Consider the following 23,812-nt stretch of genomic DNA (forward strand, 5'->3'; position numbering starts at 1 on the left):
ATGCCATAGCTGGGGAGGCGGCAGGAGACTCTGCGACGTTGCGACCTGCCGGATCGCGGGAGCAGAGGCTCATGCCGCCTCCCCAGCGGGCGCAAAGAGGCTCATGCCGCCTCCCCAGCGGGCGCAAGAAGCTAAGCACCCATGGCGTGATACCCACCGTCCACATGCACAATCTCACCAGTAGTCCCACAGAACCAGTCCGACAGAAGTGCAAGCGTGCTGCGAGCCACAGCGTCGCTGTCGGTGATGTCCCACCCCAGCGGAGCACGCTCAGTCCAAGCATCTTCGAACTCGGCAAAACCGGGAATCGACTTGGCAGCCATAGTGCGGATCGGTCCCGCGGAGATCAGATTCACCCGGACACCTTGGGGCCCCAGCGACTTGGCCAGGTAGCGAGCCGCCGATTCGAACGCGGCCTTGGCGACGCCCATCCAGTCGTAGACCGGCCACGCCACGCTCGCATCGAAGGTGAGCCCCACCACTGAGCCCTTGGCCTCGGCCAGCAGCGGCGCCATCGGCGAGGTCAGCGAAGCGAGGCTGTACGCCGAGATGTTCAGCGCCGTGGCGACATCGTCCCAGGGGGCGTGCAGGAAGTTGCCGCCCAGGCAGCTTGCAGGCGCGAAGCCGATGGCGTGCAGCAGGCCGTCAAGGCGACCCCATCGTTGTTCCAGATCGGCGCGTACCGCCTCGATCTCGTCGGGCACGGTGACATCGCACGGCAGCACCTCGGGCGGGTCGGGCAGCCGCCGGGCGGCTCGCTCCGTGAGTCGGATGCCGCGTCCGGCGCCGGTCAGCACCACCTCGGCACCGTGTTCTTGTGCGAGGCGGGCCACGTTGAATGCCAGCGAGGCATCGGTCAGCACGCCGGTGATGAGGAATTTCTTGCCTTCCACGATTCCGCTGCCCGCCACGCTCTTGCCTCCGGTCTCGTCATCGGCACGGCAGCCTGCGGTGCCGCTCATCGCCGGACGCTACCGCCGTGCCGTTCACGGGTTCGGCCTCTCGCGCATTCGCATCCATGACGCCACGCCATTGCCGTAGAGCGCGCCCGCCCGTACCGTGGCGGCCGTGCCAGCAGACGCGACCGCCAACGCCACAGCGGACGGGGTCGCAGCTGCCGAACCCGCCAGCAGCGGCGAAGCGACTCGCATCGGCATCATCGGCGGCACCGGGCCGGCGGGCGCGGCACTCGCGACCCGACTGGCCGACATCGGCTGCGAGGTGACGCTGGGCTCGCGTTCGAAGTACCGGTCGATGGAGGTGGTCGACAACATCTTGGACCGCTGGCCCGACCGCCACTTGCGCATTCATCCCGGCGCCAACAGCCTCGCCGCGCAAGAGCCCACAGTGGTGATGGCAACGCCTTGGGACGCGGCAGCCATCACCGCCAGAGGTGTGGCCGAGCACCTCCGCGGCAAGGTGGTGGCGACTATGTCCAACGCGCTGGCCCGCGTCGACGACGAGTTCGTGCCGCTCATCCCGCCGCGGGGCTCGGTAGCGGCGTCGGTCCAGGCCAGCCTGCCCGATTCCCTGGTGGCCGCTGCGCTGCAGCACGTGCCCGCGACCGAGCTCGGCAATCTCGACGAGCCCGTGCATGGCGACATCCTCATTTGCAGCGACCACCGCGAGGCCACCTGGCACATCGCGGAGATCGTCGACCGCATGCCCGGCGCACGTGCGCTCGACTGCGGCAACCTGTCCAATGCCACCGCTATCGAAGCGTTCACCGCTGTGCTGTTGCAGCTCAACACCCGCTACCGCACCCGTGTTGCGCTCCGCCTCGTCGGGCTGGATCACGTGCCGATCAGCGTGCTGGGCGGCGGTCCGAGCCGTCCCGAAGGCCATGAGACGGCCGACGTGACCGCTGAGACCGCTCAGCCGGATGCCGAGACGGTCTCCGACTGAGCACTCAGTGAGCCGAGCCAGCGGCGCTGGACGATGAGGCTGTACGAGACCCGGCAACGGGCTGTCGTGCCGCTCGCCGCGAGCCCCGCAAGCACCGTGCGCATGTACGTGTGCGGGATCACCCCCTACGACGCGACCCACGTCGGCCATGCCGCCACGTTCCTGGCCTACGACGTGCTCCAGCGCAGGCTGCGCGACCTGGGCTGTCGCACCCGTTGTGTGCGCAACATCACCGACGTGGACGACGACCTGCTGGCACGGGCGCGAGCGATGGGCGTGCACTACCTGGATCTGGCGGCAGGTTCGCTGGCTGCGTTCGATGCAGACATGGCAGCGCTCGGCCTGCTGCCTGCCGACGCCGAGCCGCGCGCCACTTCGGCGATATCCGACATCCGGCGACTGATCGGCAGGGTGCTCGACAGCGGGCACGCATATCGCAGCGGTGACGACGTGTACTTCGACATCTCGACGGTGCCGAGGTTCGGCGAGCTGTGCGGTCTCGACGCCGCGGAGATGGTGGTGCTGGCGCGCAACCACGGCGGACGACCCGACGACCCGAACAAGCGCAACCCGCTCGATTTCGTGCTCTGGCAGCGTTCGGCACCCGGCGAGCCGGAATGGTCCTCGGCGTGGGGCCTGGGCCGTCCGGGATGGCACGTGGAGTGCTCCGCGCTGGCACTCGCGCACCTCGGCGAGACGATCGACGTGCACGGCGGGGGCAGCGACTTGGTGTTCCCCCATCACGAGTGCTCGCAGGCGCATTCGCAGGCTGTGACGCGGCGACCGTTCGTGCGCCACTGGATGCACACGTCGATGGTGTGCCTCGGCGGCGTCAAGATGTCGAAGTCGGCGGGCAACCTGGCGTTCGTGGCTGACCTGCGTGAGCGTTGGGATCCCATGGCGGTGCGGCTGGCGTTGCTGGGTACGCACTATCGGACGGATTGGGAGTGGTCCGAGGGCCGGGTCGCCGACGCAGCCCGGCGTCTCGAACGCTGGCGGGCCGCGGGGCGCGGCGACGGTGCGCTGGCGCAGGTGCGTGAGCGCCTCGACGACGATCTCGACACCCCCGGCGCACTCGCAGCCATCGACGCAGCCGTCGAACAAGGCGCGCCGGTCAGCGACGCAGCAGCCCTGCTCGGCGTCGTGGTGTAGCTGGCGGTCGGCTGGGGGAGCGGCGGTAGCGTTGGCGCCGATGGCCGAGGCATCCGATCGCCCCGCCGGCGCCGATTCTGCAGGGGCGCCCGGCGCCACGGCAGCCGAACTCGGCGATGTGCGTGATGTGCTTCCCGACGACTTGGATCGCGGCTTCGTCGGCGAGTACAAGTTCCCCGACAACTCGCGGCGCAGGATCAGCGGAGCGCTCCTCTTTGCCGCAGGTGTCTGGGCGGCCACGGCGGCACTCGCCGCGGACACCGAAGCGGTGCTGCTCAACAGGGGCGTGGTCGCCGGAGGTGTGATGTTCGCCCTTGCCGGCTTGTACCAATTCGCCGCGGGACGCCGATTTGGGGTCAATGAGAACGAGGCCCTCGTTGCCGCGGTGGCCGACGTCGGCTTCACTGCCGGGCACGCCAGCGCGCAGCTCGGCTGGCGCGGCTGGCTGAGCCGTCCGACTTGGCGGGTGCTCGTGTACTCCGCAGAAGATCCGCCTGAACGCAGGGGATTGGTGCTGGTGGACGCGCTGAACGGCGCCGTGCTGGAGAAATGGGTGGAAGACAACCCCGAGACCTGGATCGAGACGGCACCCGCACCCGACGGGGGCTGACCATGTTCGACGGGGTATTCCGCAAGGGTGTCGACAGCGTCACCGCGCCCATCGGGCGCGGCCTCGCCGCGATCGGCTTGAGTGCCGATGTGCTCACCGGGCTGGGCTTGGTGATGGCGGCGGCAAGTGCTGTCGCCATCGGTGCCGGCCGGCTGGTGCTGGGCACGGTGCTGCTGGTGATCACCGCGTTCGCCGACCTGTTCGACGGACCGGTGGCCGCGGCTCGGGGGACGTCGTCGAGCCGAGGCGCATTCTTCGACTCGACCGCAGATCGGGTCACCGACGGCTTGCTGCTGGGAGGCATCGCCTGGTACCTGGCCGGCGAGCACGGCGCCCAATGGGCTGTGCTGCCGATGGCGGTGCTCGGCGTCAGCGCTGTGATCTCCTACGAGCGCGCCAAGGCTGAGCTGCTGGGCTTCGAGGCCAAGGGCGGTCTGATGGAGCGCGCGGAGCGGACGGTGGTGCTGGCGGTCGCCGTCGCCTTCGAAGTGCTCCTCATCCCCTTGCTCTGGGTGCTGCTCGGACTCTCGACGATCACGGCTGTGATGCGCTTCGTGAAGGTGTGGCGCCAGGCCAGCGCGCAATTGACGAAGTGAGTGTGCGGGACGCGGCACGCCGCCTGCGAGGGCGGGCCACCGCGCGCCTCCGGCAACGACGCCATCCAGCATTCAGCGAGCAGGGGCCGGGCAAGACGCGCCGCGTGCGAAGCCGCGACAGGGCACGCCGCCTGCGAGGGCGGGACAGGGCGATCGTGCTGGCGTACCAGGTGGGCGCGTCGGCTGCCCGGCTGGCTCCGCTGTGGCTCACGGAGCGTATGGCCGGGCTCGCCGGACCGGCACTGGCTCGCCTCATGCCTGCCAAGGCCGCGATGGTGCGGCGGCATCAGGCCCGGGCACAGCGCTGGGTCGCCGACGGAGCCGCGCACCCCGATGCCGCCCCGGTAGCGGCTCTCCTACCGGCTGCAAGCGCCCCGGACGATCTGCAGCGGGCCACTGCGGCGGCATTCAGCTCCTATGCGCGCTACTGGCTGGAGTCGTTCCGCCTGCCGGCGCTGAACGAATTCACGCTGGATCGTGGCATCGATGTACCGGCGTACCACCACGTGGAGGAAGCCCTCGAACGCGGCAATGGCGTCATTTTGGCCCTGCCTCACCTAGGAGGCTGGGAGTGGGCCGGGTTCTGGATGGCCACGGTCAACCGGCTGCCGATCACCGTCGTGGTAGAGCCCCTGCAGCCGTTCGAGTTGTTCGAGTGGTTCGCCGACTTCCGTGAGCGACTGGGCATGCGCGTCGTGCCGCTCGGGCCCGACGCCGGCCGCGAGGTACTCGGCGCGCTGCGACGCAACGAGATCGTCTGCCTGCTGTGTGACCGAGACCTCAGCGGTGACGGCATCGAGGTGAACTTCGGCGACGAGCGAACGACCCTGCCCGCGGGCCCGGCGATGCTGGCACTGCGATCAGGCGCGGCCCTGCTGCCGACCGCTGTGTACTTTCGCCCCCGAGGCAGGCACCTAGGCACCGTCCGCCCGCCGATAGACGTCACACGCCACGGGCGCCTGCGTGACGACGTCACCGCCGTCACCCAAAGCCTCGCCGACGAGCTGGCGACCCTGATCGCCGCAGAGCCACACCAGTGGCACCTCTTCGGTCCGAACTGGCCATCGGATCGAATACAGTCGCCTTCACCGTGAGGAGCGGTTGAGTGAGAATTGGGATCATCTCGCCGTACAGCCTGACCAGCGCCGGAGGCGTTCAGGTGCAGGTGCTGGGCCTGGCTCGTGCGCTGGCCGCGAAGGGTCACGACGCCCGGGTGCTCGCTCCGTGCGACGGCGCGCCGCCTCAAACAGGTGTCACGCCGCTCGGCGCGAGCATCCCCACCTTCGCGAACGGGTCGGTCGCCCCGATTGCTCCCGACTTTGCCTGCACGCTGCGCACGGTGCGCGCACTGCGTGACGAAGCGTTCGACGTCGTGCACCTGCACGAGCCGCTGTGCCCCGGGCCGACGCAGACGGCGCTGTTCCTGCGCAGCGCACCTACCGTGGGCACTTGGCACGCCGCAGGGGGCAGCCTCGCCTACCTCGTGCCCGGAACGCGCTGGCTGGCGACTCGCATGGAGATTCGGGCCGCAGTCTCAGCCGATGCTGCCGAGATGGCCCACGACGGCGTCGGCGGCGAGTACGAGGTGGTGTTCAATGGCGTCGAGCTCGACCTCTTCGACAGCGCGATACCGAAGCGAAACGGTGCGCCCACCATCGCCTACATCGGTCGTCATGAGCCGCGCAAGGGCCTCACGGTGCTGCTTGACGCCATGTCACGGCTGCCCGAAGGGGTCCGGCTGTGGGTGATGTCGCGCGGCCCGCAGACCGAAGAGCTACAGCGCAGGTACCAGCGCGACACGCGCATCGAGTGGCTGGGACGGGTCAGCGAGACCGAGAAACTGGAGCGCATCAAGGGCGCCGACGTGTTCTGTGTGCCGTCGCTGCGCGGCGAGAGCTTCGGCGTGGTGCTGCTGGAAGCGATGGCGGCGCGCACGCCGGTCGTAGCCAGCGACCTGGGGGGCTATCGCAACGTGGTGCGCGTCGGCGACGAAGCCGTGCTGGTGCCTCCCGGCGACTCCGCAGCGCTGGCGTCGGCGCTCATCGAGGTGCTCAAGCAGCCCGACCGAGCCGCCGACTTGGTCGCTGCGGGCCGCCAGCGGGCCGAGCAGTTCTCGATGGCCCGGTTGGCCGACACCTACGTCGACATGTACGAGCGCGCCATCGCCAAGCGCAACGCCGGCTAGTCCCAGTGCTCTGCCCGATGCGGCCGGCGGGCGCCCGATCGCGGCCCGTGCTGTGTTACTGGTGATCGGGTCCGGTTGAATGCAACGCGTGGACCCGCTGTTCGCCATCTATCGCAGCCGAGCCGACAAGCTGCTGGCGGAGTTCTGGGTCGTGCACGTCGTGGCAGCTGCGCTCGCGGGCGTCGCGGCGGCGCTGTTCACGCCGCTGGGCTGGTGGGTGGTCCCGCTCGCGGTGGTGGCTGCATGCGGGTTGGCCGCGGGGGAGCTGGCAGTCGGGGAACGGCGCCTGCGCAAGTTGCTCGTCGGAGCCAGCTCCAGCGAGCTCGATCCCCCCGACGAACCTCGCTTGGCCAACGTCGTCGACGGGGTGTGCCTGCTGGTGGGCGTTCCCGTGCCGGAACTAGCGGTCGCTCCCAGCAGTGCGGTGAACGCCACTGCGTTCGGCCGACGGCCTGATCAGTCCACCGTCGTCGTCACCAAGGGCTTGCTCGATTCGCTGAACCGCATCGAGCTCGAGGCGGTCGTCGCACGGCTGGCGACCCAGATTCGTGACGGGCGTGCTGCCTACCTCACCACCGCAGTCACCACGGTCGGGCTTCCGGCGCTGCTGTGGCCCGCCCTGTGGCCGCTGGTGCAGGCCCGCACCGAGCGCGAGGCCGGCACGGGCAGCGACTTCCACGACGACGCCGAGGCCGTACGGCTGACGCGCTACCCGCCGGGCCTCGCCAATGCGCTCGAGTCGATGACGTCGGCAGGCGTACGCAGCGACGCGCCGCGGGTGACCTGGCCGCTGTGGCTGGCCGATCCCCGGTCTGCGGAGACGGCGGCCCCCGACGACCTGCCCGACTACCGGGCAGACCTCGAGACGCGGGTCGCTGTCCTGCGCGAATTCTGAGCGCAGCGTGCCCATCCCCGGGGCAGCACCGGGGCCGCTCCCTACACTGAGCCCATGAATTCAGGCCCCACGAGCACAGGCCAGACCGGCACCTCGATGCCCTCCCAGGCGCAAGCCGCAGAGTCCCAGATGGTGGGGACCGTGAGGGTCAAGCGCGGCCTTGCCGACATGCTCCGCGGCGGCGTCATCATGGACGTCGTCACGCCCGAGCAGGCCAAGATCGCAGAAGATGCCGGGGCGGTCGCCGTCATGGCGCTCGAACGGGTTCCCGCCGACATCCGCCGCGACGGCGGTGTGGCCCGCATGAGCGACCCCGCAATGATCGAGGGCATCCAGGCGGCAGTGACGATCCCGGTCATGGCCAAGGCCCGCATCGGCCACTTCGGCGAGGCCCAGGTGCTCGAGGCGCTAGACGTCGACTACATCGACGAGTCTGAGGTGCTCACGCCCGCAGACGAGACCCATCACATCGACAAGTGGGCGTTCACCGTCCCGTTCGTGTGCGGCGCAACGAACCTGGGCGAGGCGCTGCGACGCATCTCCGAGGGTGCCTGCTTGATTCGCTCCAAGGGCGAGGCAGGCACCGGCAACATCGTGGAAGCCGTCCGGCACCTGCGCTCGATCACTGGCGACATCGCAAGGATCACCCAGGCCGATTCCGCCGAGCTGTTCGATTGGGCGAAGCAGCTGCAGTCACCGCTCGGCTTGGTGCAGGAGATCGCCGAAACCGGCCGTTTGCCGGTGCCTCTGTTCTGTGCAGGCGGTATCGCGACGCCCGCAGACGCTTCGCTGGTGTGCCAGCTCGGCGCCGAAGCCGTCTTCGTCGGGTCGGGGATCTTCAAGAGCGAAGACCCTGGGCCACGCGCCGAGGCAATCGTCGAGGCCACGACGCATTACCGCGATCCGTCAGTGGTGGCCAAGGTCAGCCGGGGCCTCGGCAGCGCCATGCCGGGTCTCGAGATGGAAGGTCTCGAAACCAAGCTTGCCGATCGCGGCTGGTAAGAGGCTGAGCCGTCCGGCGAAGCAGTGGCCCCAAGCAACAGCCAGTCGCTGATCGGAGTCGTCGCGCTGCAAGGAGCAGCGGCTGAGCATGTCGCCGCCTTCCGGCGCGTCGGAGCGCGGGCTGTCGAAGTGCGTGTGCCCGCAGACCTCGACGGCGTCGACGCGGTGGCGCTTCCCGGCGGAGAGTCGACCACGATGTCGCACCTGCTGCGCACCAGCGGCCTATTCGATGCGCTGTCGGCCCGCCTGACCGACGGCATGCCGGCGTTCGGCACCTGCGCGGGCATGATCCTGCTGGCAGCGGAAGTGCTCGACGGTCGACCCGATCAGCGATGCTTTGGCGCGATCGACATCTCTGTGCGCCGCAACGCCTTCGGCCGCCAGGTTGCGAGCTTCGAGGCGAGTCTCGCCACGCAGGGCCTCGACAAGCCGTTTCACGCCGTGTTCATTCGAGCCCCATGGGTGGAACGCGCCGGCGACAGCGTGGAGGTGCTCGCCGAGATCCGACCCGCTGCAAACTCGACGGGCGGCACTGTTCACGCGCCGGTCCCGGTGTTGTGCCGATCAGGCCCAATCTTGGTGTCGAGCTTTCACCCTGAGCTGACCGCGGATGATCGCATTCACCAGATCTTCCTGGACATGGTCGTCACTGCTGCTGCTGCACCGGGCCGAATGCCGTAAGGCTTCTTTCCAAGAGGGATTCCCGGCCATCGGTCCCCTGTCCCGCGGAGGTCTATTCGAGCACTTGGGTGCCGAGCCTGAGGGCTTGGAACTACAGCACCATCGCGTTCGTCGCCGAGATTTCGGCTGGGCTGGCGCGTCGGGCAGACTGTCCCGACTGCTACGAGCGCATGCGTTGCGGCGCACGCTGCTCGGCATGTCTCATGTTGGAGGGGGTTTGTGTCCGGTCATTCCAAGTGGGCGACGATCAAGCACCGCAAGGGTGCCGCCGACAAGGCGCGCGGGAAGCTGTTCGCCAAGCTGATCCGACAAGTCGAGGTTGCGGCGCGCGAGGGCGGCGGCGACCTCGACTCCAACGCCACGCTGCGCACCATGTACCAGAAGGCCCGCGACAACTCGGTGCCGCTCGACACGATCGAGCGGGCGATCAAGCGGGGCACCGGCGAGCTGGAGGGTGTGTCGTACGAGCAGGTCACCTATGAGGGCTATGCGCCCGGCGGGGTTGCCATGTTCGTGGACGTGCTCACCGACAATCGCAATCGCACCGGCTCGGAGATTCGCAGCGTGTTCACTCGCGCCGGCGGATCGCTGGCAGAGCCGGGCGCCGTTGCTTGGCAATTCGAGCGCCAGGGCGTAGTGGTGGTGCCCGCGGTGGCATCGGAGCCTGACGCGGCCGATCCCGACGAGGACGAACTGATGCTGGCGGCACTGGACGCAGGCGCCGAGGACATCGAGCGCGAAGGCGACACATGGCGCGTCATCACCGAACCGGCCGACACCATGGCAGTGCGCGAGGCAATCGAGGCAGCGGGCATTGCGGTGAGCTCGGCAGATCTGACCTACGCACCGCAGAATCTCATCGAGCTGACCAGTGTGTCGTCGGCCAAGCAGGTCATGGCAGTGCTCGACGCACTCGACGACCACGACGACGTGCAAGGCGTCTACGCCAACTTCGACATCAGCGATTCCCTGCTGGAGTCGATCGCCAACTGACGCCGGCGCAAGGTCTGGCAGTGCCGGTCGCGCGCGGGCCGCACGCCTGTCCCCATACCCAGCCGGCGCGTCGGCAAAGGCTACGGTTCGTACTGATGTTCGTACTTGGGATCGACCCCGGACTGTCGCGCTGCGGATACGGCGTGGTGGAGCAGATTCGCGGCTCTGGCGCACAGCGCACCCGCAACGAGGCGGTCGCGCTGGGCGTTGTGCGCACCGACCCCGCAGAGCCTCAAGCGGTGCGGCTGGCCACGCACATGGCAGAGCTGCAGAACCTTGTTGGCGAGTTCCAGCCCTCGGTGGTGGCCGTGGAGCGTGTCTTCTTCCAAGTGAATGTCCGTACGGCGATCGGTGTGGCGCAGGTGGCCGGTTTGGCCATGGCGGTCGCGGCGGCCGCGGGGATCGAGGTGGTCGAGTACACGCCGACCCAGGTCAAGCAGGCCATCGCCGGCTGGGGCGGGGCCGACAAAGACCAGATGAAACGCATGGTCGGCGAGCTGCTGGCGCTGCCGGGGCCGCCCGAGCCGGCCGATGCCGCCGATGCTGCTGCGGTTGCGCTGTGCCACCTGTCCCAGGCCGCATGGCAGCTAGCTGCGGCATCGCCCCGGGCAGGCTCGCGAGCATGATCGGCTCGGTGCGCGGGCGCCTGCTCGACAAGGATCCCGACGGCGAACTGCTGATCGAGGCCGGCGGGGTGGGGTACCGCGTCACTGTTGGGGCCGCCGCGCTGGCCGGCGCGGGACCGGTGGGCGACGAGTGCTTCGTGTACGTCCACCATCACGTGCGTGAAGACAGCTCAGACCTCTACGGGTTCGCCGAGCTGGATGAGCGGCGCTGTTTCGAAGCGCTGCTGAGCGCGCATGGCGTAGGACCCGCGCTGGCGCTTGCGGTGCTCTCACACCTGCCGCCCGACGAGCTGAGGCGGGCAGTTGCCGCCGATGATGCCGCGGCGCTGGAGCTGGTGCCCGGCATCGGCGCCAAGACGTCCAAGCGCATGGTGCTCGACTTGAAGTCGCGGCTCGGTGCGCCCGAAGTTGCCGGCGGCGCTGCGGCGGTTGGGCCCGGCGGAGACGGTGCCGGCAGCGCCGTGGCCGAGGTTCGTGCGGCGCTGAGCCAGATGGGATTTGGCCCCGCCGAGATCCGTGAGGCCATGGCTACCGTTGCGGTTCAAGCCGCACGTGACGGGGCCGCCGAGACGGGTGCGCTGCTGCGCGTGGCGTTGCAGGAGCTGGGTCCGCGATGAGCGGTATCGCCGGGGGGCGCCCGTCGGTGTCGGTGGACGCACGCCGAGGTATAGACCGGTTGCAGCGATGAGCGCTGCGAGCGGGCGCAGCGAGGGCTACCGGCGTGCGGAATCGGCGGCGCCGGCGGACTCAGGCCGCAGCGAGGTCACCGATCCGGCTCGCTCGGTGGCCGACGACGGCGACGCCGAGGCGACGCTGCGGCCCCGCTCGCTGGATGAGTTCGTGGGCCAGCCCGAGGTGCGCGAGCACGTCGCCATCACGCTGCGAGCGGCGATGGCCCGCGGTCAATCGCCCGACCATCTGTTGTTCGCCGGCCCGCCGGGGCTGGGCAAGACGACGCTGGCGGCGATCATCGCCCAGGAGCTGAACGCGGCGCTGCATCAGACATCGGGCCCAGCCGTGGAGCGGGCAGGCGACCTCGCGGCGATCCTGACCAACCTGGCCGACGGCGATGTGCTGTTCATCGACGAGATTCACCGCCTGCCCAAGATCGTCGAAGAGGTGCTCTACCCCGCCATGGAGGACTTCGCGATCGACATCGTGCTGGGCAAGGGCCCTGCGGCGCGTTCCATCCGCTTCGACCTGCCCCGCTTCACCTTGGTGGGCGCTACGACCCGTACTGGGTTGATCTCGGGGCCGCTGCGCGATCGATTCGGCCTTGTCGAACGCCTCGACTACTACTCCACCGGCGATCTGACGGCGATCGTGACCCGTGCCGGGGGGATTCTCGGCGTGCAGATCGACGGCGACGGCGCTGCGGAGATCGCATCACGCAGCCGTGGCACGCCACGCATTGCCAACCGGCTGCTGCGCCGCGTGCGTGACTTTGCCGAGGTGCGCGCCGGTGGCGCGGTTGACGTCGCGGTGGCCCGTGAGGGGCTTGCCGCGTTCGGCGTCGACGAACTTGGGCTCGACAAGGTCGACCGCGCCATCTTGGATGCGCTTGCGGTGACCCACGCCGGTCAGCCGCTGGGCCTGTCGACGCTGGCCATCACCGTGGGCGAGCAGACCGAGACGGTGGAAGACGTGTACGAGCCGTTCCTGATCCAGCGCGGGCTGCTGCAGCGCACGCCCCGCGGCCGCATTGCCACCGCTGCGGCCTACGCACACATCGGCGTTGACGTGCCGCCCACCGCGGCGTACGCCGGCAGCGTTGCCGGCGCCGATGCCGAGGGTGCCGTCACGCTGTTCGATCAGCCAGCAGGGTCCCCGGACAGCTCAGAAGCGTCACCGCCAGTCGACGACACACCCTGGTGAGCTGGTCGTCGCCTCATAACCTCGGCTGGCGATGAGCGGGCAGCGGCTGCGGATGGACGAGTTCAGCTACGAGCTGCCAGCGTCGGCGATCGCGCATGTGCCCACCGAGCCGCGCGACGCGGCCCGCCTGCTGGTGGACCGCGGCCCAGCCATGGCCCCTGAGCACCGACGCATCAGCGACCTCGGGGCGCTGCTGGAGGCCGGGGACCTGCTGGTTGTCAATGAGACGCGGGTGATGCCCGCTCGCCTGCCGCTTCGTAAGCGCACCGGCGGGGCAGCCGAAGTGCTGCTCCTCGAGCCCCTGGCTGCGGGTGCCCCCGGTGACGGCGAGGCGTTGTGGGCCGCGCTGGTGCGGCCCTCGCGGCGGATCGCCGACGGCATGGTGCTGGTGTCCGAGCGCGATCCAAACGTCGAGGTGGCCGTTGGCTCGCGACTGGATCGTCAGCGTCGGGCGGTGAGGGTTCTCGTCGGCGGCACGCCCCTCGTCGATGCATCGCAGGCTCGGTTGCTCGAGCGCGCCGGCGAAGCACCGCTGCCGCCGTACATCGATGCCGACACGACGCGGTCAGCGGTTGCGCAGCGCATCGGAGCGGACGCCCTCGACGGCGATGCCACCCGGGCAGCGCTGGCCGACCGTTATCAAACCGTCTATGCCCGCGCTGACGGATCGTCGGCGGCACCCACCGCGGGACTGCATCTGACCGAGCGCGTCCTGGACGCGCTGCGCTCGAAGGGTGTGGGCGTCGCGACCGTGGATCTGACGGTCGGCTTGGCGACGTTCGCGCCGGTGACTGCCGAGCATGCAGACGAACACGAGATGCACACCGAGCACTACCGGGTGCCTGCGGAGACGCTGGCCGCCTGTGCCGGCGCCGAGCGGGTTGTGGCCGTGGGTACCACCACCGTGCGAGCACTCGAGGCTGCGGCCCGCCAGCAGCGGCTCGCGTGCCGCCGCGACGGTGACGGCTCAGGCGCCGGAGATCGGGGCGCTGACGACCAGTGTGCCGATGACGTGTGCGGCTCGACCGACCTGTTCCTGCAGCGGGGCGAGGAGTTCTTGGTGGTCGACGCGATGCTCACCAACTTTCACCTGCCGCGATCGTCGCTGCTGTTGCTCATCGATGCGTTTATCGGGCCGCGCTGGCGGGACCTGTACGAGGCGGCGCTCGCGGAGGGCTACCGCTTTTTGTCGTTCGGCGATGCGATGCTGCTGCATCGCGGCGGTGGGCAATGAGCCGCCCGACCGGTGCCGCTGACGGCACCCCCGGCGTGGTATCTGGCGTTGCAGCGTCGTCGGGCGCAGGTTCGGCCAGCCTGGCTGCGTTCGAGTTGCTGGCATCGGACGGCTCGGCCCGGCGGGGGCAGATCACGACTGCCCGAGGAACCATCCAGACGCCGGTGTTCATGCCCGTGGGGACCCGTGGTGCGGTCATCCATCTCGACGCCACCGACTACGAGTACCTGGGCCTCGCCGTGGTCCTCGCCAACACCTATCACTTACTGGCGCGGCCGGGTGTGGAGGTGGTGGAATCGCTCGGTGGGCTGCACAAGTTCACCGGTTGGGACGGACACTTCCTCACCGACTCCGGCGGCTTCCAGATCATGTCCCTCGGCCGCCGTCCCGGCGGCGGGGACCAGCACAGCCGCCGTCCCGGCGGCGGGGGTGCTTCCCCGCAGGATGCGAAATCCAAGGTGGACGACGAGGGCGTGACCTTCCGTTCGACCTATGACGGCACCCAGATGCGCCTGACGCCCGAGGGCGCCATGGATGCGCAGCGCCGCCTGGGATCCGACATCCAGATGGCACTCGATGTCTGCCCGGAGCTGCCCGCGCCGGCCGCGGAAATCCGCCTGGCGACCGAACGCACCCACCTGTGGGCGGCTAGGGCAGCGGCGGCCATGGATGACGCCCGCCGGCGCGGCACCGCTGGCGGGCAGGCGTTGTTCGGCATCTGCCAGGGCGGGATCGATCCGGGGCTGCGGCGCAGCAGCGCGGAGACGCTGGCGGGGATCGGCTTCGACGGCTATGGCATCGGCGGGCTCTCGGTAGGGGAGTCTCGCGGCGAGATGGGTCCCGCCCTGCGAGCAGCCACCGAAGTGCTGCCCGCCGAGCAGCCCCGCTACCTGATGGGCGTCGGCGATCCGGCCCGCATCGTTGACGCCATCGCTGCTGGGGTGGACATGTTCGACTGTGTCCTGCCCAGCCGGCTCGGTCGCCACGGCACTGCGCTCACGCCGCAGGGTCGGATCAACATTCGAAATGCCCGATTTGCCCGCGACCTCACGCCGCTTGACCCCCGCCCGGGCGCCGGTGAGGGGCGCCCGCAGCCGGGCGCTCGCTTCAGCCGCGGCTACCTCCGGCACCTGATGAGCGTGAACGAACCGACGGCCAGTCGCATCTTGACGCTGCACAACATTGCGTTTGTGAACGACCTGGTGGCCGACGCACGCGCCGCCATCGAAGCCGGCCAGTTCGGTGCATTCCGCGAGCAGGTCAATGAAGTCTGGGGCTTAGCCGCTGCCGGCGTGGGCAGGCCAGTACGCTGACCCGCCGTGCCGGCCTCAAACCAGCAGCGTGCTGCACTCAGGGCGTTGCGCGTGGGGGCCTTGCGCACTGCGCCATGTGCCAGCAGTTGCTGGCGAGGCGCCCCGCCGAACGACGCCACGCTGAGGAGCACGTCATGAGTTCGATCGTCCTGCTCGTTGCCCTGTTCGGACTCATGTACTTCTTGATGATCCGGCCACAGCGCAAGCGTGCCGCAGAGCGCGCCGCGATGCTGCGCGCCGCCGACATCGGTGACGTGGTCGCCACGGTCGGCGGGGTCATCGGCAAGATCGTGGCGGTCGAAGAGCCCGGCGAGGTTGTCTGCATCGAGGTCGACAGCGACGTAGAGCTACGGGTGCAGCGCCGCGCGATCGGCGAGATCGTGACGCGCGCCGGTGATGAGGACGCGGCCGAGTCGCCCACATCGGACGACCTCGACCCGCCGGAATGACACAGACCCGAGCGCGGTACTCAGCCATGCCGGAGCACACCAGTGCTTGGTCTGGCATGAGCCTGAACGCGGCAGAAACCGCTTGACGGCTTCGGTGAGGCTGGGTTCAGAGGGCTGACGTGCGCCGTTCGCAGATCGTCTCGCTCCTTCTCGCGATCCTGATTGGATTCGGCTCGCTAGCGGGCGTGCTGGCCGCGGGATGGACCCCCGTGCTCGGCGTGCAGCTGCAAGGCGGCGTCGAGGTGCTGTTGCGGCCAACAGCTCCGGCCGACGACGATCAACTGGATCGGGCCATCGAGATCATCCGCTCGCGCGTCGACGCCCTGGGCGTGGCCGAACCCGACATCACCCGCCAGGGCGAACAGGTCGTCGTGCAGCTCCCGGGCGTCAAGGACAAGCAGCGCGCCGTGGACTTGGTGGGCCAGACCGCAGAGCTTCGATTCCGCCCCGTGCTGTCGACGTTCAATCCCTTCGACGAAGCCGACTTCCGCTCCGCCACAGATCTCGCAGACGCCTACAACGGGGCGTTCGAGGACGTGGTCGAAGCTGCAAGCGACTCCGACACTGAAGCTGAATCTGTGTCCGACGATGGATCTGCGGTCGATTCGTTGGGCGACTCCCCTGCCGATCAGGTGGGTGGGGCGCCTGAGACCGTCGAACCACCCGAGATCATCGAGCCCGAAGCAGCGGCGCCGGAGGCTGACCAGCCAGTCGAGGTCGAAACAGACGAGTTGCCGATGTTCACGTTGCCCGAAGACGACATCGCCGAACAGGCTGTGGTCTTGCCGGGCCGTGGTGAGCCAGTCGGTTATGTACTCGGCCCGGCCGAGCTGACCGGCGAAGCGGTCGAGGATGCGGCGGCGACGTTCAACAACGAGTGGGTCGTCAATGTCGATCTCACCGATGAGGGCGCGGTCGGCTTCGACGAGATTGCCGCCAGGTATTTCGGACAGCAGGTGGCGATCGTGCTCGACGGCGTCGTCGAGTCGGCCCCCGTCATCCGTGCCACAGAGTTCGGGGGCACTGCGGTCATCTCGGGCACCTTCGACGAGGAAGGTGCGCGCGATCTCGCCGTCGCGCTGCGCTTCGGTGCGCTGCCGGTGGAGTTCGAGCAGGACGATGTGCGGACCGTGTCGGCCACCCTCGGTGAGGGCACGCTGCGCGCGGGCGTGATCGCTGGCATCGTCGGGCTGGTCCTCGTCGGTGTGTACATGCTGCTCTATTACCGGCTGCTCGGCATCGTGGCCGTGGCCAGCCTGGCTATCAGCGGGTCGATCCTGTGGTCGCTCATCAGCTGGCTCGGCGAGAGCCGGGGCCTGGCGCTGACACTGGCCGGCACCACCGGCATCATCGTGTCGATCGGCGTCCAGGTCGATTCGAATATCGTCTACTACGAGCGGATCAAAGAAGAGGTGCGGCGTGGTCGGGCGGTTCGCTCGGCAGCCGATGCCAGCTTCAAGGGCGCATTCGCAACCATTGTCTGGGCTGACCTGGCGTCGCTCATCGGCGCGGGCGTGCTGTACCAGCTCACCAGCGGCACCGTCCGCGGCTTCGCCCTGTATCTCGGGCTGGCAACGCTGATCGACTTGGCTGTTTCGTACTTCTTCATGCGGCCGCTGGTGGTGTTCATCGCCCGGCGGCTGGTGAGAGAGCGGCCTCGGCGATTGGGCGTGCTGCCATCGGCGGGCGACGAGGTCGCTGCGACTGCTGCGACTGGTGCGTCTGCTGGGACCGCCGCGCCTGCGGGAGGCACATCGTGATTGCAGCGCTGCGCACCTTCTATCGAGGCGAGAACAGCTGGGACATCTTGCGTGTGTCACGCAAGGTGCTCATCGGCTCGGCGTTGGCGGTGCTCATCTGCGTGGTGGCGCTGGTCGTGCGGGGTCTGAACCTCGGCATCGAGTTCGAGGGCGGCTCGGTGTGGGAGATTCCAGCGCCGTCGGCCGCTGAGAGCGTCGATGGTGCGTCGGACGCAGCGGCCAGCGAAGAGCTCGATGACGCGTCGGACGCAGCGGCCGGCGAGGACGCGGCAACTGAAGGCGTGGCTGGGAACGATGGTGCGGCCGGCGAATCCGAGACGTCAGCCAGCAGCGCCGGCGGCGACGTAACGACCGACGACGTGGCCGCTGTGGCCGCGGCGGCCGGGGTGCCCGATGCGCGTGTGCAGTTCGTGGTGGTGACCGGCGCGCCCGACATCTTCCGGGTGCGCGGCGTGCTGGGCCCTGAGGCCGACAGCGCCGCGGTTGCCACCGCGCTGGCCGATGCCGTCGGCGTCGACGTGGAGAGCCTGTCGACGCGCCAGGTCAGCCCCTCATTCGGCGACGAAGTCGCCGGCAAGGCCCGCCGGGCGCTCGCGGTGTTCTTCGTGCTGATCGCGCTGTACCTGTGGTTCCGCTTCGAATGGAAGATGTCGCTGGGCGCGCTGATTGCGGTGGGGCACGACATCGTGCTGACCGTCGGTGCCTATGCGCTGTTCGGGTTCGAGGTGACGCCCGCGACGGTGGTGGCGTTCCTCACGATCATGGGCTATTCGCTCTACGACACGATCGTCGTGTTCGACCGCGTAAAGTCCAACGAGCGGTCCTTGCCGGCGCGCAGCCACTTCACATATCACGCGCTCGCGAACGTGTCGCTCAACCAGGTGCTGACCCGGTCGGTGAACACTTCGATCACCTCGGTGCTGCCGGTCGTGTCGCTGCTGGTCGTGGGCGCCGGGTTCCTCGGCGCCGGGACCCTGGCGGAGTTCGCCACCGCTCTGCTGATCGGCCTGCTCGTCGGCTCGTACAGCTCGATCTTCGTGGCGATGCCGACGGTCGCGTGGCTGAAGGGCTACGAGCCGGGCTGGGCTGCTGCGCAGGTCGCGGCCGATGCCGCCGGCCGCCTCGATTCGATGGAAGCTGCCACCCAAGCGCTCGCCGCAGAGAACTACACCCGCAGCGCCCCGCCCCGCCCCCGAAAAAAGGGCCGCCGCCGCTAGCGCTCTACTGGCCGGTGGTCCAGTAGTGCTGTAGTCGCTCGATCGCTTCGTCTGCGGTCATGTCGGCGAGCTGGTCGTCGCGCATGCCGACGCGTTGTTTGAGCAGGTACAGCACTTCGGTGGGGATCGAAGGCCCCGGGGCGGCGGGCTGGCTTCGCGTCGGCACGATGCCGTCGTTCACGCATTGCCAGAACTCCTGCCGGCTGACCTGGAGCTGATCTCGCAGGATGTGCGACCAGAGCCCGCTGCCGTAGACCGTGCGGTCCGGCGGTCGCGAGATGCGGGTTCTTCGCAGCAGGTCTCCTGTGGGCAGCGCCAGTTCGTAGGTCTCATGGTGGGTACTGCGCTTTCCCGAGCCCGACCGCAGGGCGTGTTCGCCCCGCAGCAGGCTCGACAATCAATGAAATAGATCTTCTGCTGCCAACACCAGATGTCATATGACTGCAACAATTCTGGCAGTGCACAAGTGTTCGAGTGTCACACCGTATCGGTAGGATGAACGTATGTTCTCGCAGGTGCGGCAGGCGCTCGACTCTCTTGCAGCGGCGCTCGACGGCGTCGATAGCGCGTCCACAGCGGAGCTGCGCGAGACACTCGGTCTGGCCAAGCCGCTGCGCGCCAAGCTCGAGACGCTCGAGACGGCGGCGGCGTCGCAGATCGCGCGGCGAGAGCGTCACGGTGACGGCGGCGCCGGTGTGCTGCACGAGATCGCGGCAGTGCCGCGATCTGAGGCAGCGCGCAATGTGCGCACCGCCGCCGGGCTCGAGCGCGTGCCCGATGCGCAGTCCGCGCTGGCCGAGGGCGAGATGTGCATGGCGAACGCCGCCCGTTTGGCCCGCGCAGCGCGCGACACCAGCCCTGACGCGGTGCAAGGCGACGCCGAGTTCGTGAACCTGGCCAAGTCGCTGCCGGCTGATGAGTTCGCGCTGGCGTCCCAGCGCTGGACTGCACAGCACCAGGACGCTGCGGATCGCGCTGAGCGGCATCGCCGCAATCGCCGCAACCGCAGCGTGCGGTTCTGGAACGGCGACGACGGAACCGTACAGATGCGAGGCGCGTTCGACGCCGAGATGGGCGCCCGTATCCAGGCCCGCATCCGCGACGAAGCCGAACGCCTCCGCCGATCCGACCGCCGCCTGCTGCGTGACGGCACGGCGGCGAACCCCGAGGACGCTGCTGGCAACAGCGCGGCACCCAAGGAGGCAGCGCGTAAAAGCTCGCTAGGTGTCGGCGCAGTTCGTACCCGTGATCAGCGCATGGCCGACGCGCTCGACCGGATCCTCGCCGACGCTCCCACGGGCTGCACGGGCTCAGATGACACCGGCCCCGAAAACCCCACCTCCGGCGACACAGCCTCCGGCGACGGCACAGGCCCAGAGGGGCACAAAGCCCACTCGACGCAGATCATCGTGCGAGCCGACCTCGCAGACCTGCTCGACCGCCATGGCGGCATCGGCGAGATCGCCGGTGCCGGCCTCATCCCTGCCGGCGCGGTCGATCGGCTGAGCTGCAACGCTGACGTCTTGGTAGTGCTGTTCGGCGATCAGCTCACGCCGCTCTATGAGGCTGTCGCTTCACGAGCACCCACCGCAGCACAGCGTCGCGCTCTGATCGCCCGAGACGGCGCCTGCATCGGCTGCGGCGCCCCACCCGGCGACTGTGAGGCCCACCACATCATCCCCTGGAAACGCGGCGGCCCCACCAAAATCGACAACCTCGTGTTGGTGTGCTGGTCCTGCCACGACCGCATCCACGACCACAACTGGCAAGTCGTGGTCCGCGGCAACCGCTACCGACTCATGCCTCCCGATACCGAGTCGCCGCCCAACCCCGCCCCGTCCAAGAAACCGACCATGTGCGCCAACCCCACTCTGGCCCATGGGGCTGGTCCGGCCGGTAAGCCCCGTCAATCGCGGGAACCCGCCCTGTTCCCCTAGCGGTACGTCGGCAATTTGCAAAAGGCACGTGGGTACCCGCTTGCGCAGGTCGGAGTGCTGCGAACCGCACCGACCCACAGCCCCATGAAGAATCAGGGTTAGACGAAGCGCGAATAAGTGGAGCGGTCTTCGGCCTATTTCGCTTCAGGCGCGAGCGCCCCCTGCTACGACGCAGGCCACAGCGTTGTCCTCCGGGGCAGACATCTGAGCGTTTCCGCAGGTCAGCGCCTATTCGGGCGTGTTCTTACGGACGCGGGGTTCGTACGATTACCGCTGATTCGGGATCGAGGTACTGCGTTCGCTCGCCGCCGCGTGACCCTTGTGTTGTGGCTTCGTATGTGATGCCTTCATTGGGTCCGAGAGGACCGGTGGATAGCCCTCGAGCTTTCCGCGCGTTGCATCGCTCGATGAGTTCTTCCCGGTAACTCCTGTCCAGATGGACACCGATCACACGCAGCGGGTTCTTGTCCCACCGTTTGGGCTCTGTCATGTCAAGGTACTGAATGACGAGATCGCCCTCCCGCAGTTCCTCGGCCTTGATGGTTGTCTCGTTCTTCATAGCGGGCTCTGAATCGCACTGTCCAATACGTGGAGGGGGCCACCTGCAACGTAGCGCAGACGGGCTCGACCCCGAAGCGGGCACGGTTCGCGTCGACGAACTCGACGATCATCGCTGTCGGCGGTCGAGCCCCTTACCCGAAAAAAACCGCCGCCCGCTGGAGGATCTCATTCGCCCGGCGCAGCTCGCGGTTCTCCTGGCGGAGCTTCTTGAGCTCGGCGTTCTCAGCGGTCGACACCCATGCCGCGTGCCGGCGTCGATCTCGGCCTGAGCCACCCAGCGGCGCAGCGACTCGGGCCCATAACCCAACTGCCGAGCCACCCTGACCACCGTCCCCGCCGAAGCGCCCAGCTCGGCGCGCAACGCGAACACCATCCGCACCGCGTGCTGTTTCTGCTCAGCCGAATACCGACGCGACGTCGCCGCCGGCCCCGCATCTGTGTCCATAGATCCCATGCTCGCTCCAATCCTTGGAGCTTGCGCGAAACAGTGAAGATGTGGGCAGGGAACGGGCCGTCGGCGTCTGACTTGGCGCACAACTGGCCCTGCGTGTTGCGGGTGCCTTGCCTGGGACTCGTCGGCGACGGCACACCTCGCTTGGCATGCTCACACCCATCGAGTTCGAAGCTCGACACCAACACGAACCGGCAGCATGAACCCAGTAATCCGCCTCCGCGTAACTCAGGGACCCCCAGTCGCCGGGAACTGCGGAGTTACTCTTTGACGGAGTGGCGCCTGAGCCGGTCATTGCGGCCGCGAGATGGAATCGGTGGCGCTGCGCCGCGGTAGTCGTGTGCGCAGTGCTGGCGGGCGCTTGCGGGATTGGCGCCGAGCCTGCTAACGACGTCACCGCCACGTCGGCCCCGGCTCCGAAGCCAGTAGCAGCAACGGCCGCGAGCGGTGGCACCGCTGCAGCCGAGCCGTTGGCGCCGCTGTCGAGCGAAGGCACAGGCGCGGCTCGCCTCTTGGTGCCCTCAGCGACCCCGCAGACTGCCGGAGCTGACGCTGCGCGGGGTGGCACCAGCCAGACTTCGCCACCCCTGACGTCCACTGACGATTCTTCCGATGAGGATTCTTCCAATGACGATTCGTCGTCGGCTCGCGGAGAGGCCGAGATAGACCGAGCGGAATTGCCGGAGGCAACATTCCCCGAAGCTTCGGTATTTCCCGAGGCATCCGTTCGCGACTCGGAAGCCGAGGCGGCCGACCTCGAGCGGCGTCGCAGCGTCATCGGCCTCTTCGAGCGGCTGCGCGTCGCCGTCGAGCACCGCATCGGATACGACCGCTCCGCGCTCTTCGACGGCTGGCTCTACAGCGGCGGTCTCTCGACGCGAGAGCGAGTGCTGCGCGACGAGCAGCACGCCGACGGCACTTGGCTTTCCGCCTATGACGCAGCTGTGGTGACGGACACGGGAGCGCTCGACATCGACCATCTCGTGCCGCTGGCGGAGGCGTGGGAGTCTGGCGGGCACGAGTGGGCAGCCGAAACGTGGACTCGCTTCGCCAACGACCGCGCAGACCCGCGCTCGCTGATTGCCGTGAGTGCGACGACCAATCGCAGCAAGGGTGCACGAGACCCTGCCCAATGGTGGCCGCCGAGTTCGTCGTATCGTTGCCAGTACGCAGTAGACTGGATCGCCGTCAAGACCCGCTGGGATCTTGCGGTGGATGCTGATGAAAAAGCGTCGCTCGATGTGCAACTCGGCCAGTGCGCCGGCGCCGATTTCGCGTTCTCTGCCCCCGCACCAGCGCTCGTTGTTCGGGCGTCAACGGCACAAGCACCGACTGAGACCACATTGCCGGCGACAGGCAGGTGCCACCCTGCCTACCAGCCCTGCATTCCGCACCGTGCCGGTGACGCGCTCAACTGCGGCGATTTGAGCCGCGATCAGCGACCCGTCTATCTGATCGATGCAGGCGAGGACCCGTACCGGTTCGACCGTGACGGCGACGGCATCGGCTGCCAGTAGCGCCTGCGACCGCATCAGTTCTGGCTTGTGCGGGACTGCCGCCCTCAGAAGGCGCCGTGAGCCTGCAAGTGCGACAGGCTGGCCGCAAGGTCGCGTTCGCGGTGCGCACCGCGCAAGATCACCAACTCGGCGAGTCGATGTGCTTCGGCCCAGTCACCATCGGTCGCCACCTCAGCGAGCGATCTCAGGTCGTCGGCGTCCATCGGCCGGCGACGATCATCGCGTGCGAGCAGCTTCATGACGATCAAGCCGCCGACACCGGCAACAGGCAAGACGATTCCGGGCAGCACTTCGATCTGCCGGGCTGAGGCGACGATCTCGGGTTCGACCCCGCATATGGCGAACATCAAGTCCAAGCCCACACCTGTCGCGGGGTCATGAACCCGGACGCCAGCGAATCGACCGGTGTCGTCCTGCTCGAGCAGCGACGCGATGTCGTACCCAACTGTGATGAACGACCCAGCGACAGTCTCCGCCTCGCCGTCATCTGCCACGGCCACGGCGATGTCGACGTCGCCTGTGCTGCGAGGCGCAGTGAGCGCGGATACCGCGATGCCGCCGACCAGCGCGAAGCCCTTGCCGAGTTCGGTCAGCACATCGCTCGCGCGCACGAGTGCCTCGTCGAGACGGCTCACTGCAGGTGTGGGGGGATGGGAATCTCGCGTAGGTGACCGTCGGCGTCGAGATGGCGGTCTCCGCCGGCGGCCCACTCGTCGATGGCGGCATGGATTTCGTCTTGCGTGACCGCCGGGTTCTCGCGCCGCAGGCGGGTTTCGATCATGCGCTCGGCGGCCTCGAACAGGTCAAAGACGGTGAGGCCTTGGTCTGGCTCGTTCCCCACATCTTCACGCTA

Annotated in this window: 25 protein-coding genes, 1 pseudogene and 1 other annotated feature; of the genes and pseudogenes, 20 read left to right on the forward strand and 6 right to left on the reverse strand. The window is 68.4% G+C overall.

Annotated features, from left to right (window positions below; translation table 11 throughout):
* Positions 1 to 131: 131 nt before the first annotated feature.
* On the reverse strand, positions 132 to 962 hold the full coding sequence (gene fabI, locus ACOOF5_RS11800; protein ID WP_420439359.1) for an enoyl-ACP reductase FabI: 831 nt from the start codon (positions 960 to 962) through the stop codon (positions 132 to 134).
* A 106-nt stretch (positions 963 to 1,068) separates the two neighbouring features.
* Here fabI and npdG point away from each other — a divergent pair, with 106 nt between their 5' ends.
* The 18 genes from npdG to secF all read left to right on the forward strand — a co-directional run bounded on the left by npdG (position 1,069) and on the right by secF (position 18,493).
* The gene (gene npdG / locus ACOOF5_RS11805; protein ID WP_420439360.1) at positions 1,069 to 1,905 is read left to right on the forward strand and encodes an NADPH-dependent F420 reductase; all 837 of its coding nucleotides are present in this window, start codon (positions 1,069 to 1,071) and stop codon (positions 1,903 to 1,905) included.
* A gap of 33 nt (positions 1,906 to 1,938) precedes the next feature.
* Positions 1,939 to 3,057, forward strand: coding sequence for a cysteine--tRNA ligase (locus ACOOF5_RS11810; protein WP_420439362.1), 1,119 nt, complete (start codon positions 1,939 to 1,941; stop codon positions 3,055 to 3,057).
* A 40-nt stretch (positions 3,058 to 3,097) separates the two neighbouring features.
* Entirely contained in the window at positions 3,098 to 3,667 is a 570-nt protein-coding gene (locus ACOOF5_RS11815; RefSeq protein ID WP_420439364.1) for a hypothetical protein, read from the forward strand.
* Between the two features lie 2 nt (positions 3,668 to 3,669).
* Positions 3,670 to 4,263: a CDP-alcohol phosphatidyltransferase family protein gene (locus ACOOF5_RS11820; protein ID WP_420439366.1), complete on the forward strand. Its 594-nt coding sequence runs from the start codon at positions 3,670 to 3,672 to the stop codon at positions 4,261 to 4,263.
* A 218-nt stretch (positions 4,264 to 4,481) separates the two neighbouring features.
* The gene (locus ACOOF5_RS11825; protein WP_420439368.1) at positions 4,482 to 5,357 is read left to right on the forward strand and encodes a phosphatidylinositol mannoside acyltransferase; all 876 of its coding nucleotides are present in this window, start codon (positions 4,482 to 4,484) and stop codon (positions 5,355 to 5,357) included.
* An 11-nt stretch (positions 5,358 to 5,368) separates the two neighbouring features.
* On the forward strand, positions 5,369 to 6,448 hold the full coding sequence (locus ACOOF5_RS11830) for a glycosyltransferase family 4 protein (RefSeq protein WP_420439370.1): 1,080 nt from the start codon (positions 5,369 to 5,371) through the stop codon (positions 6,446 to 6,448).
* A 79-nt stretch (positions 6,449 to 6,527) separates the two neighbouring features.
* A complete protein-coding gene (locus ACOOF5_RS11835; protein WP_420439372.1) occupies positions 6,528 to 7,343 on the forward strand; it encodes a M48 family metalloprotease in 816 nt (271 codons plus the stop codon).
* Between the two features lie 96 nt (positions 7,344 to 7,439).
* Positions 7,440 to 8,345, forward strand: a complete 906-nt coding sequence (gene pdxS, locus ACOOF5_RS11840) for a pyridoxal 5'-phosphate synthase lyase subunit PdxS (RefSeq protein WP_420440971.1) — start codon at positions 7,440 to 7,442, stop codon at positions 8,343 to 8,345.
* A gap of 24 nt (positions 8,346 to 8,369) precedes the next feature.
* The gene (pdxT, locus tag ACOOF5_RS11845) at positions 8,370 to 9,026 is read left to right on the forward strand and encodes a pyridoxal 5'-phosphate synthase glutaminase subunit PdxT (protein WP_420439374.1); all 657 of its coding nucleotides are present in this window, start codon (positions 8,370 to 8,372) and stop codon (positions 9,024 to 9,026) included.
* A gap of 219 nt (positions 9,027 to 9,245) precedes the next feature.
* Complete coding sequence (locus ACOOF5_RS11850) at positions 9,246 to 10,019, forward strand: YebC/PmpR family DNA-binding transcriptional regulator (RefSeq protein WP_420439376.1); 774 nt, start codon at positions 9,246 to 9,248, stop codon at positions 10,017 to 10,019.
* A gap of 95 nt (positions 10,020 to 10,114) precedes the next feature.
* Positions 10,115 to 10,645 (forward strand): crossover junction endodeoxyribonuclease RuvC, encoded by a 531-nt coding sequence (gene ruvC, locus ACOOF5_RS11855; RefSeq protein WP_420439378.1) that lies wholly within the window; start codon positions 10,115 to 10,117, stop codon positions 10,643 to 10,645.
* Positions 10,642 to 11,262, forward strand: a complete 621-nt coding sequence (gene ruvA / locus ACOOF5_RS11860; protein WP_420439380.1) for a Holliday junction branch migration protein RuvA — start codon at positions 10,642 to 10,644, stop codon at positions 11,260 to 11,262. Before ruvC ends, ruvA begins: the two co-directional genes overlap by 4 nt.
* Positions 11,263 to 11,329: 67 nt before the next feature.
* Positions 11,330 to 12,520, forward strand: a complete 1,191-nt coding sequence (gene ruvB, locus ACOOF5_RS11865) for a Holliday junction branch migration DNA helicase RuvB (RefSeq protein WP_420439382.1) — start codon at positions 11,330 to 11,332, stop codon at positions 12,518 to 12,520.
* Between the two features lie 31 nt (positions 12,521 to 12,551).
* On the forward strand, positions 12,552 to 13,754 hold the full coding sequence (gene queA, locus ACOOF5_RS11870) for a tRNA preQ1(34) S-adenosylmethionine ribosyltransferase-isomerase QueA (protein WP_420439384.1): 1,203 nt from the start codon (positions 12,552 to 12,554) through the stop codon (positions 13,752 to 13,754).
* The gene (gene tgt / locus ACOOF5_RS11875; protein WP_420439386.1) at positions 13,751 to 15,067 is read left to right on the forward strand and encodes a tRNA guanosine(34) transglycosylase Tgt; all 1,317 of its coding nucleotides are present in this window, start codon (positions 13,751 to 13,753) and stop codon (positions 15,065 to 15,067) included. The genes queA and tgt overlap by 4 nt, the downstream gene beginning before the upstream one ends.
* Before the next feature lie 134 nt (positions 15,068 to 15,201).
* Complete coding sequence (gene yajC / locus ACOOF5_RS11880; protein ID WP_420439388.1) at positions 15,202 to 15,516, forward strand: preprotein translocase subunit YajC; 315 nt, start codon at positions 15,202 to 15,204, stop codon at positions 15,514 to 15,516.
* Positions 15,517 to 15,635: 119 nt separating this feature from the next.
* Positions 15,636 to 17,276 carry a protein translocase subunit SecD gene (gene secD, locus ACOOF5_RS11885; protein ID WP_420439390.1) on the forward strand — a complete coding sequence of 547 codons (1,641 nt, stop codon included), beginning with the start codon at positions 15,636 to 15,638 and terminating at the stop codon, positions 17,274 to 17,276.
* Positions 17,273 to 18,493, forward strand: coding sequence for a protein translocase subunit SecF (gene secF / locus ACOOF5_RS11890; RefSeq protein ID WP_420439392.1), 1,221 nt, complete (start codon positions 17,273 to 17,275; stop codon positions 18,491 to 18,493). The genes secD and secF overlap by 4 nt, the downstream gene beginning before the upstream one ends.
* 4 nt (positions 18,494 to 18,497) lie before the next feature.
* On the opposite strand, the gene ACOOF5_RS11895 is transcribed toward secF, so the two are convergent.
* Positions 18,498 to 18,890, reverse strand: a complete 393-nt coding sequence (locus ACOOF5_RS11895; protein ID WP_420439394.1) for a cytotoxic translational repressor of toxin-antitoxin stability system — start codon at positions 18,888 to 18,890, stop codon at positions 18,498 to 18,500.
* A 106-nt stretch (positions 18,891 to 18,996) separates the two neighbouring features.
* Between ACOOF5_RS11895 and ACOOF5_RS11900 the strand changes: the two genes are divergently transcribed.
* Complete coding sequence (locus ACOOF5_RS11900) at positions 18,997 to 20,430, forward strand: DUF222 domain-containing protein (RefSeq protein WP_420439396.1); 1,434 nt, start codon at positions 18,997 to 18,999, stop codon at positions 20,428 to 20,430.
* Positions 20,431 to 20,674: 244 nt separating this feature from the next.
* Here ACOOF5_RS11900 and ACOOF5_RS11905 read toward each other — a convergent pair whose 3' ends face one another.
* Both ACOOF5_RS11905 and ACOOF5_RS11910 read right to left on the reverse strand, forming a co-directional pair.
* Complete coding sequence (locus ACOOF5_RS11905; RefSeq protein ID WP_420441025.1) at positions 20,675 to 20,989, reverse strand: hypothetical protein; 315 nt, start codon at positions 20,987 to 20,989, stop codon at positions 20,675 to 20,677.
* 4 nt (positions 20,990 to 20,993) lie between these two features.
* Positions 20,994 to 21,436 (reverse strand): annotated as a pseudogene (locus tag ACOOF5_RS11910) (transposase); the annotation flags it as partial.
* Positions 21,024 to 21,138, reverse strand: a sequence feature (AL1L pseudoknot). Its footprint overlaps the pseudogene before it by 115 nt.
* Before the next feature lie 281 nt (positions 21,437 to 21,717).
* Here ACOOF5_RS11910 and ACOOF5_RS11915 point away from each other — a divergent pair.
* The gene (locus tag ACOOF5_RS11915; RefSeq protein WP_420439398.1) at positions 21,718 to 22,959 is read left to right on the forward strand and encodes an HNH endonuclease family protein; all 1,242 of its coding nucleotides are present in this window, start codon (positions 21,718 to 21,720) and stop codon (positions 22,957 to 22,959) included.
* A gap of 44 nt (positions 22,960 to 23,003) precedes the next feature.
* On the opposite strand, the gene ACOOF5_RS11920 is transcribed toward ACOOF5_RS11915, so the two are convergent.
* Together ACOOF5_RS11920 and ACOOF5_RS11925 are read right to left on the reverse strand one after the other, a co-directional pair.
* The gene (locus ACOOF5_RS11920; protein ID WP_420439400.1) at positions 23,004 to 23,570 is read right to left on the reverse strand and encodes a hypothetical protein; all 567 of its coding nucleotides are present in this window, start codon (positions 23,568 to 23,570) and stop codon (positions 23,004 to 23,006) included.
* Between the two features lie 20 nt (positions 23,571 to 23,590).
* Positions 23,591 to 23,800, reverse strand: coding sequence for a hypothetical protein (locus ACOOF5_RS11925; protein ID WP_420439402.1), 210 nt, complete (start codon positions 23,798 to 23,800; stop codon positions 23,591 to 23,593).
* Positions 23,801 to 23,812: the final 12 nt, after the last annotated feature.

This window comes from Candidatus Poriferisodalis sp. (assembly GCF_965214215.1).
Taxonomy (GTDB): domain Bacteria; phylum Actinomycetota; class Acidimicrobiia; order Acidimicrobiales; family Poriferisodalaceae; genus Poriferisodalis.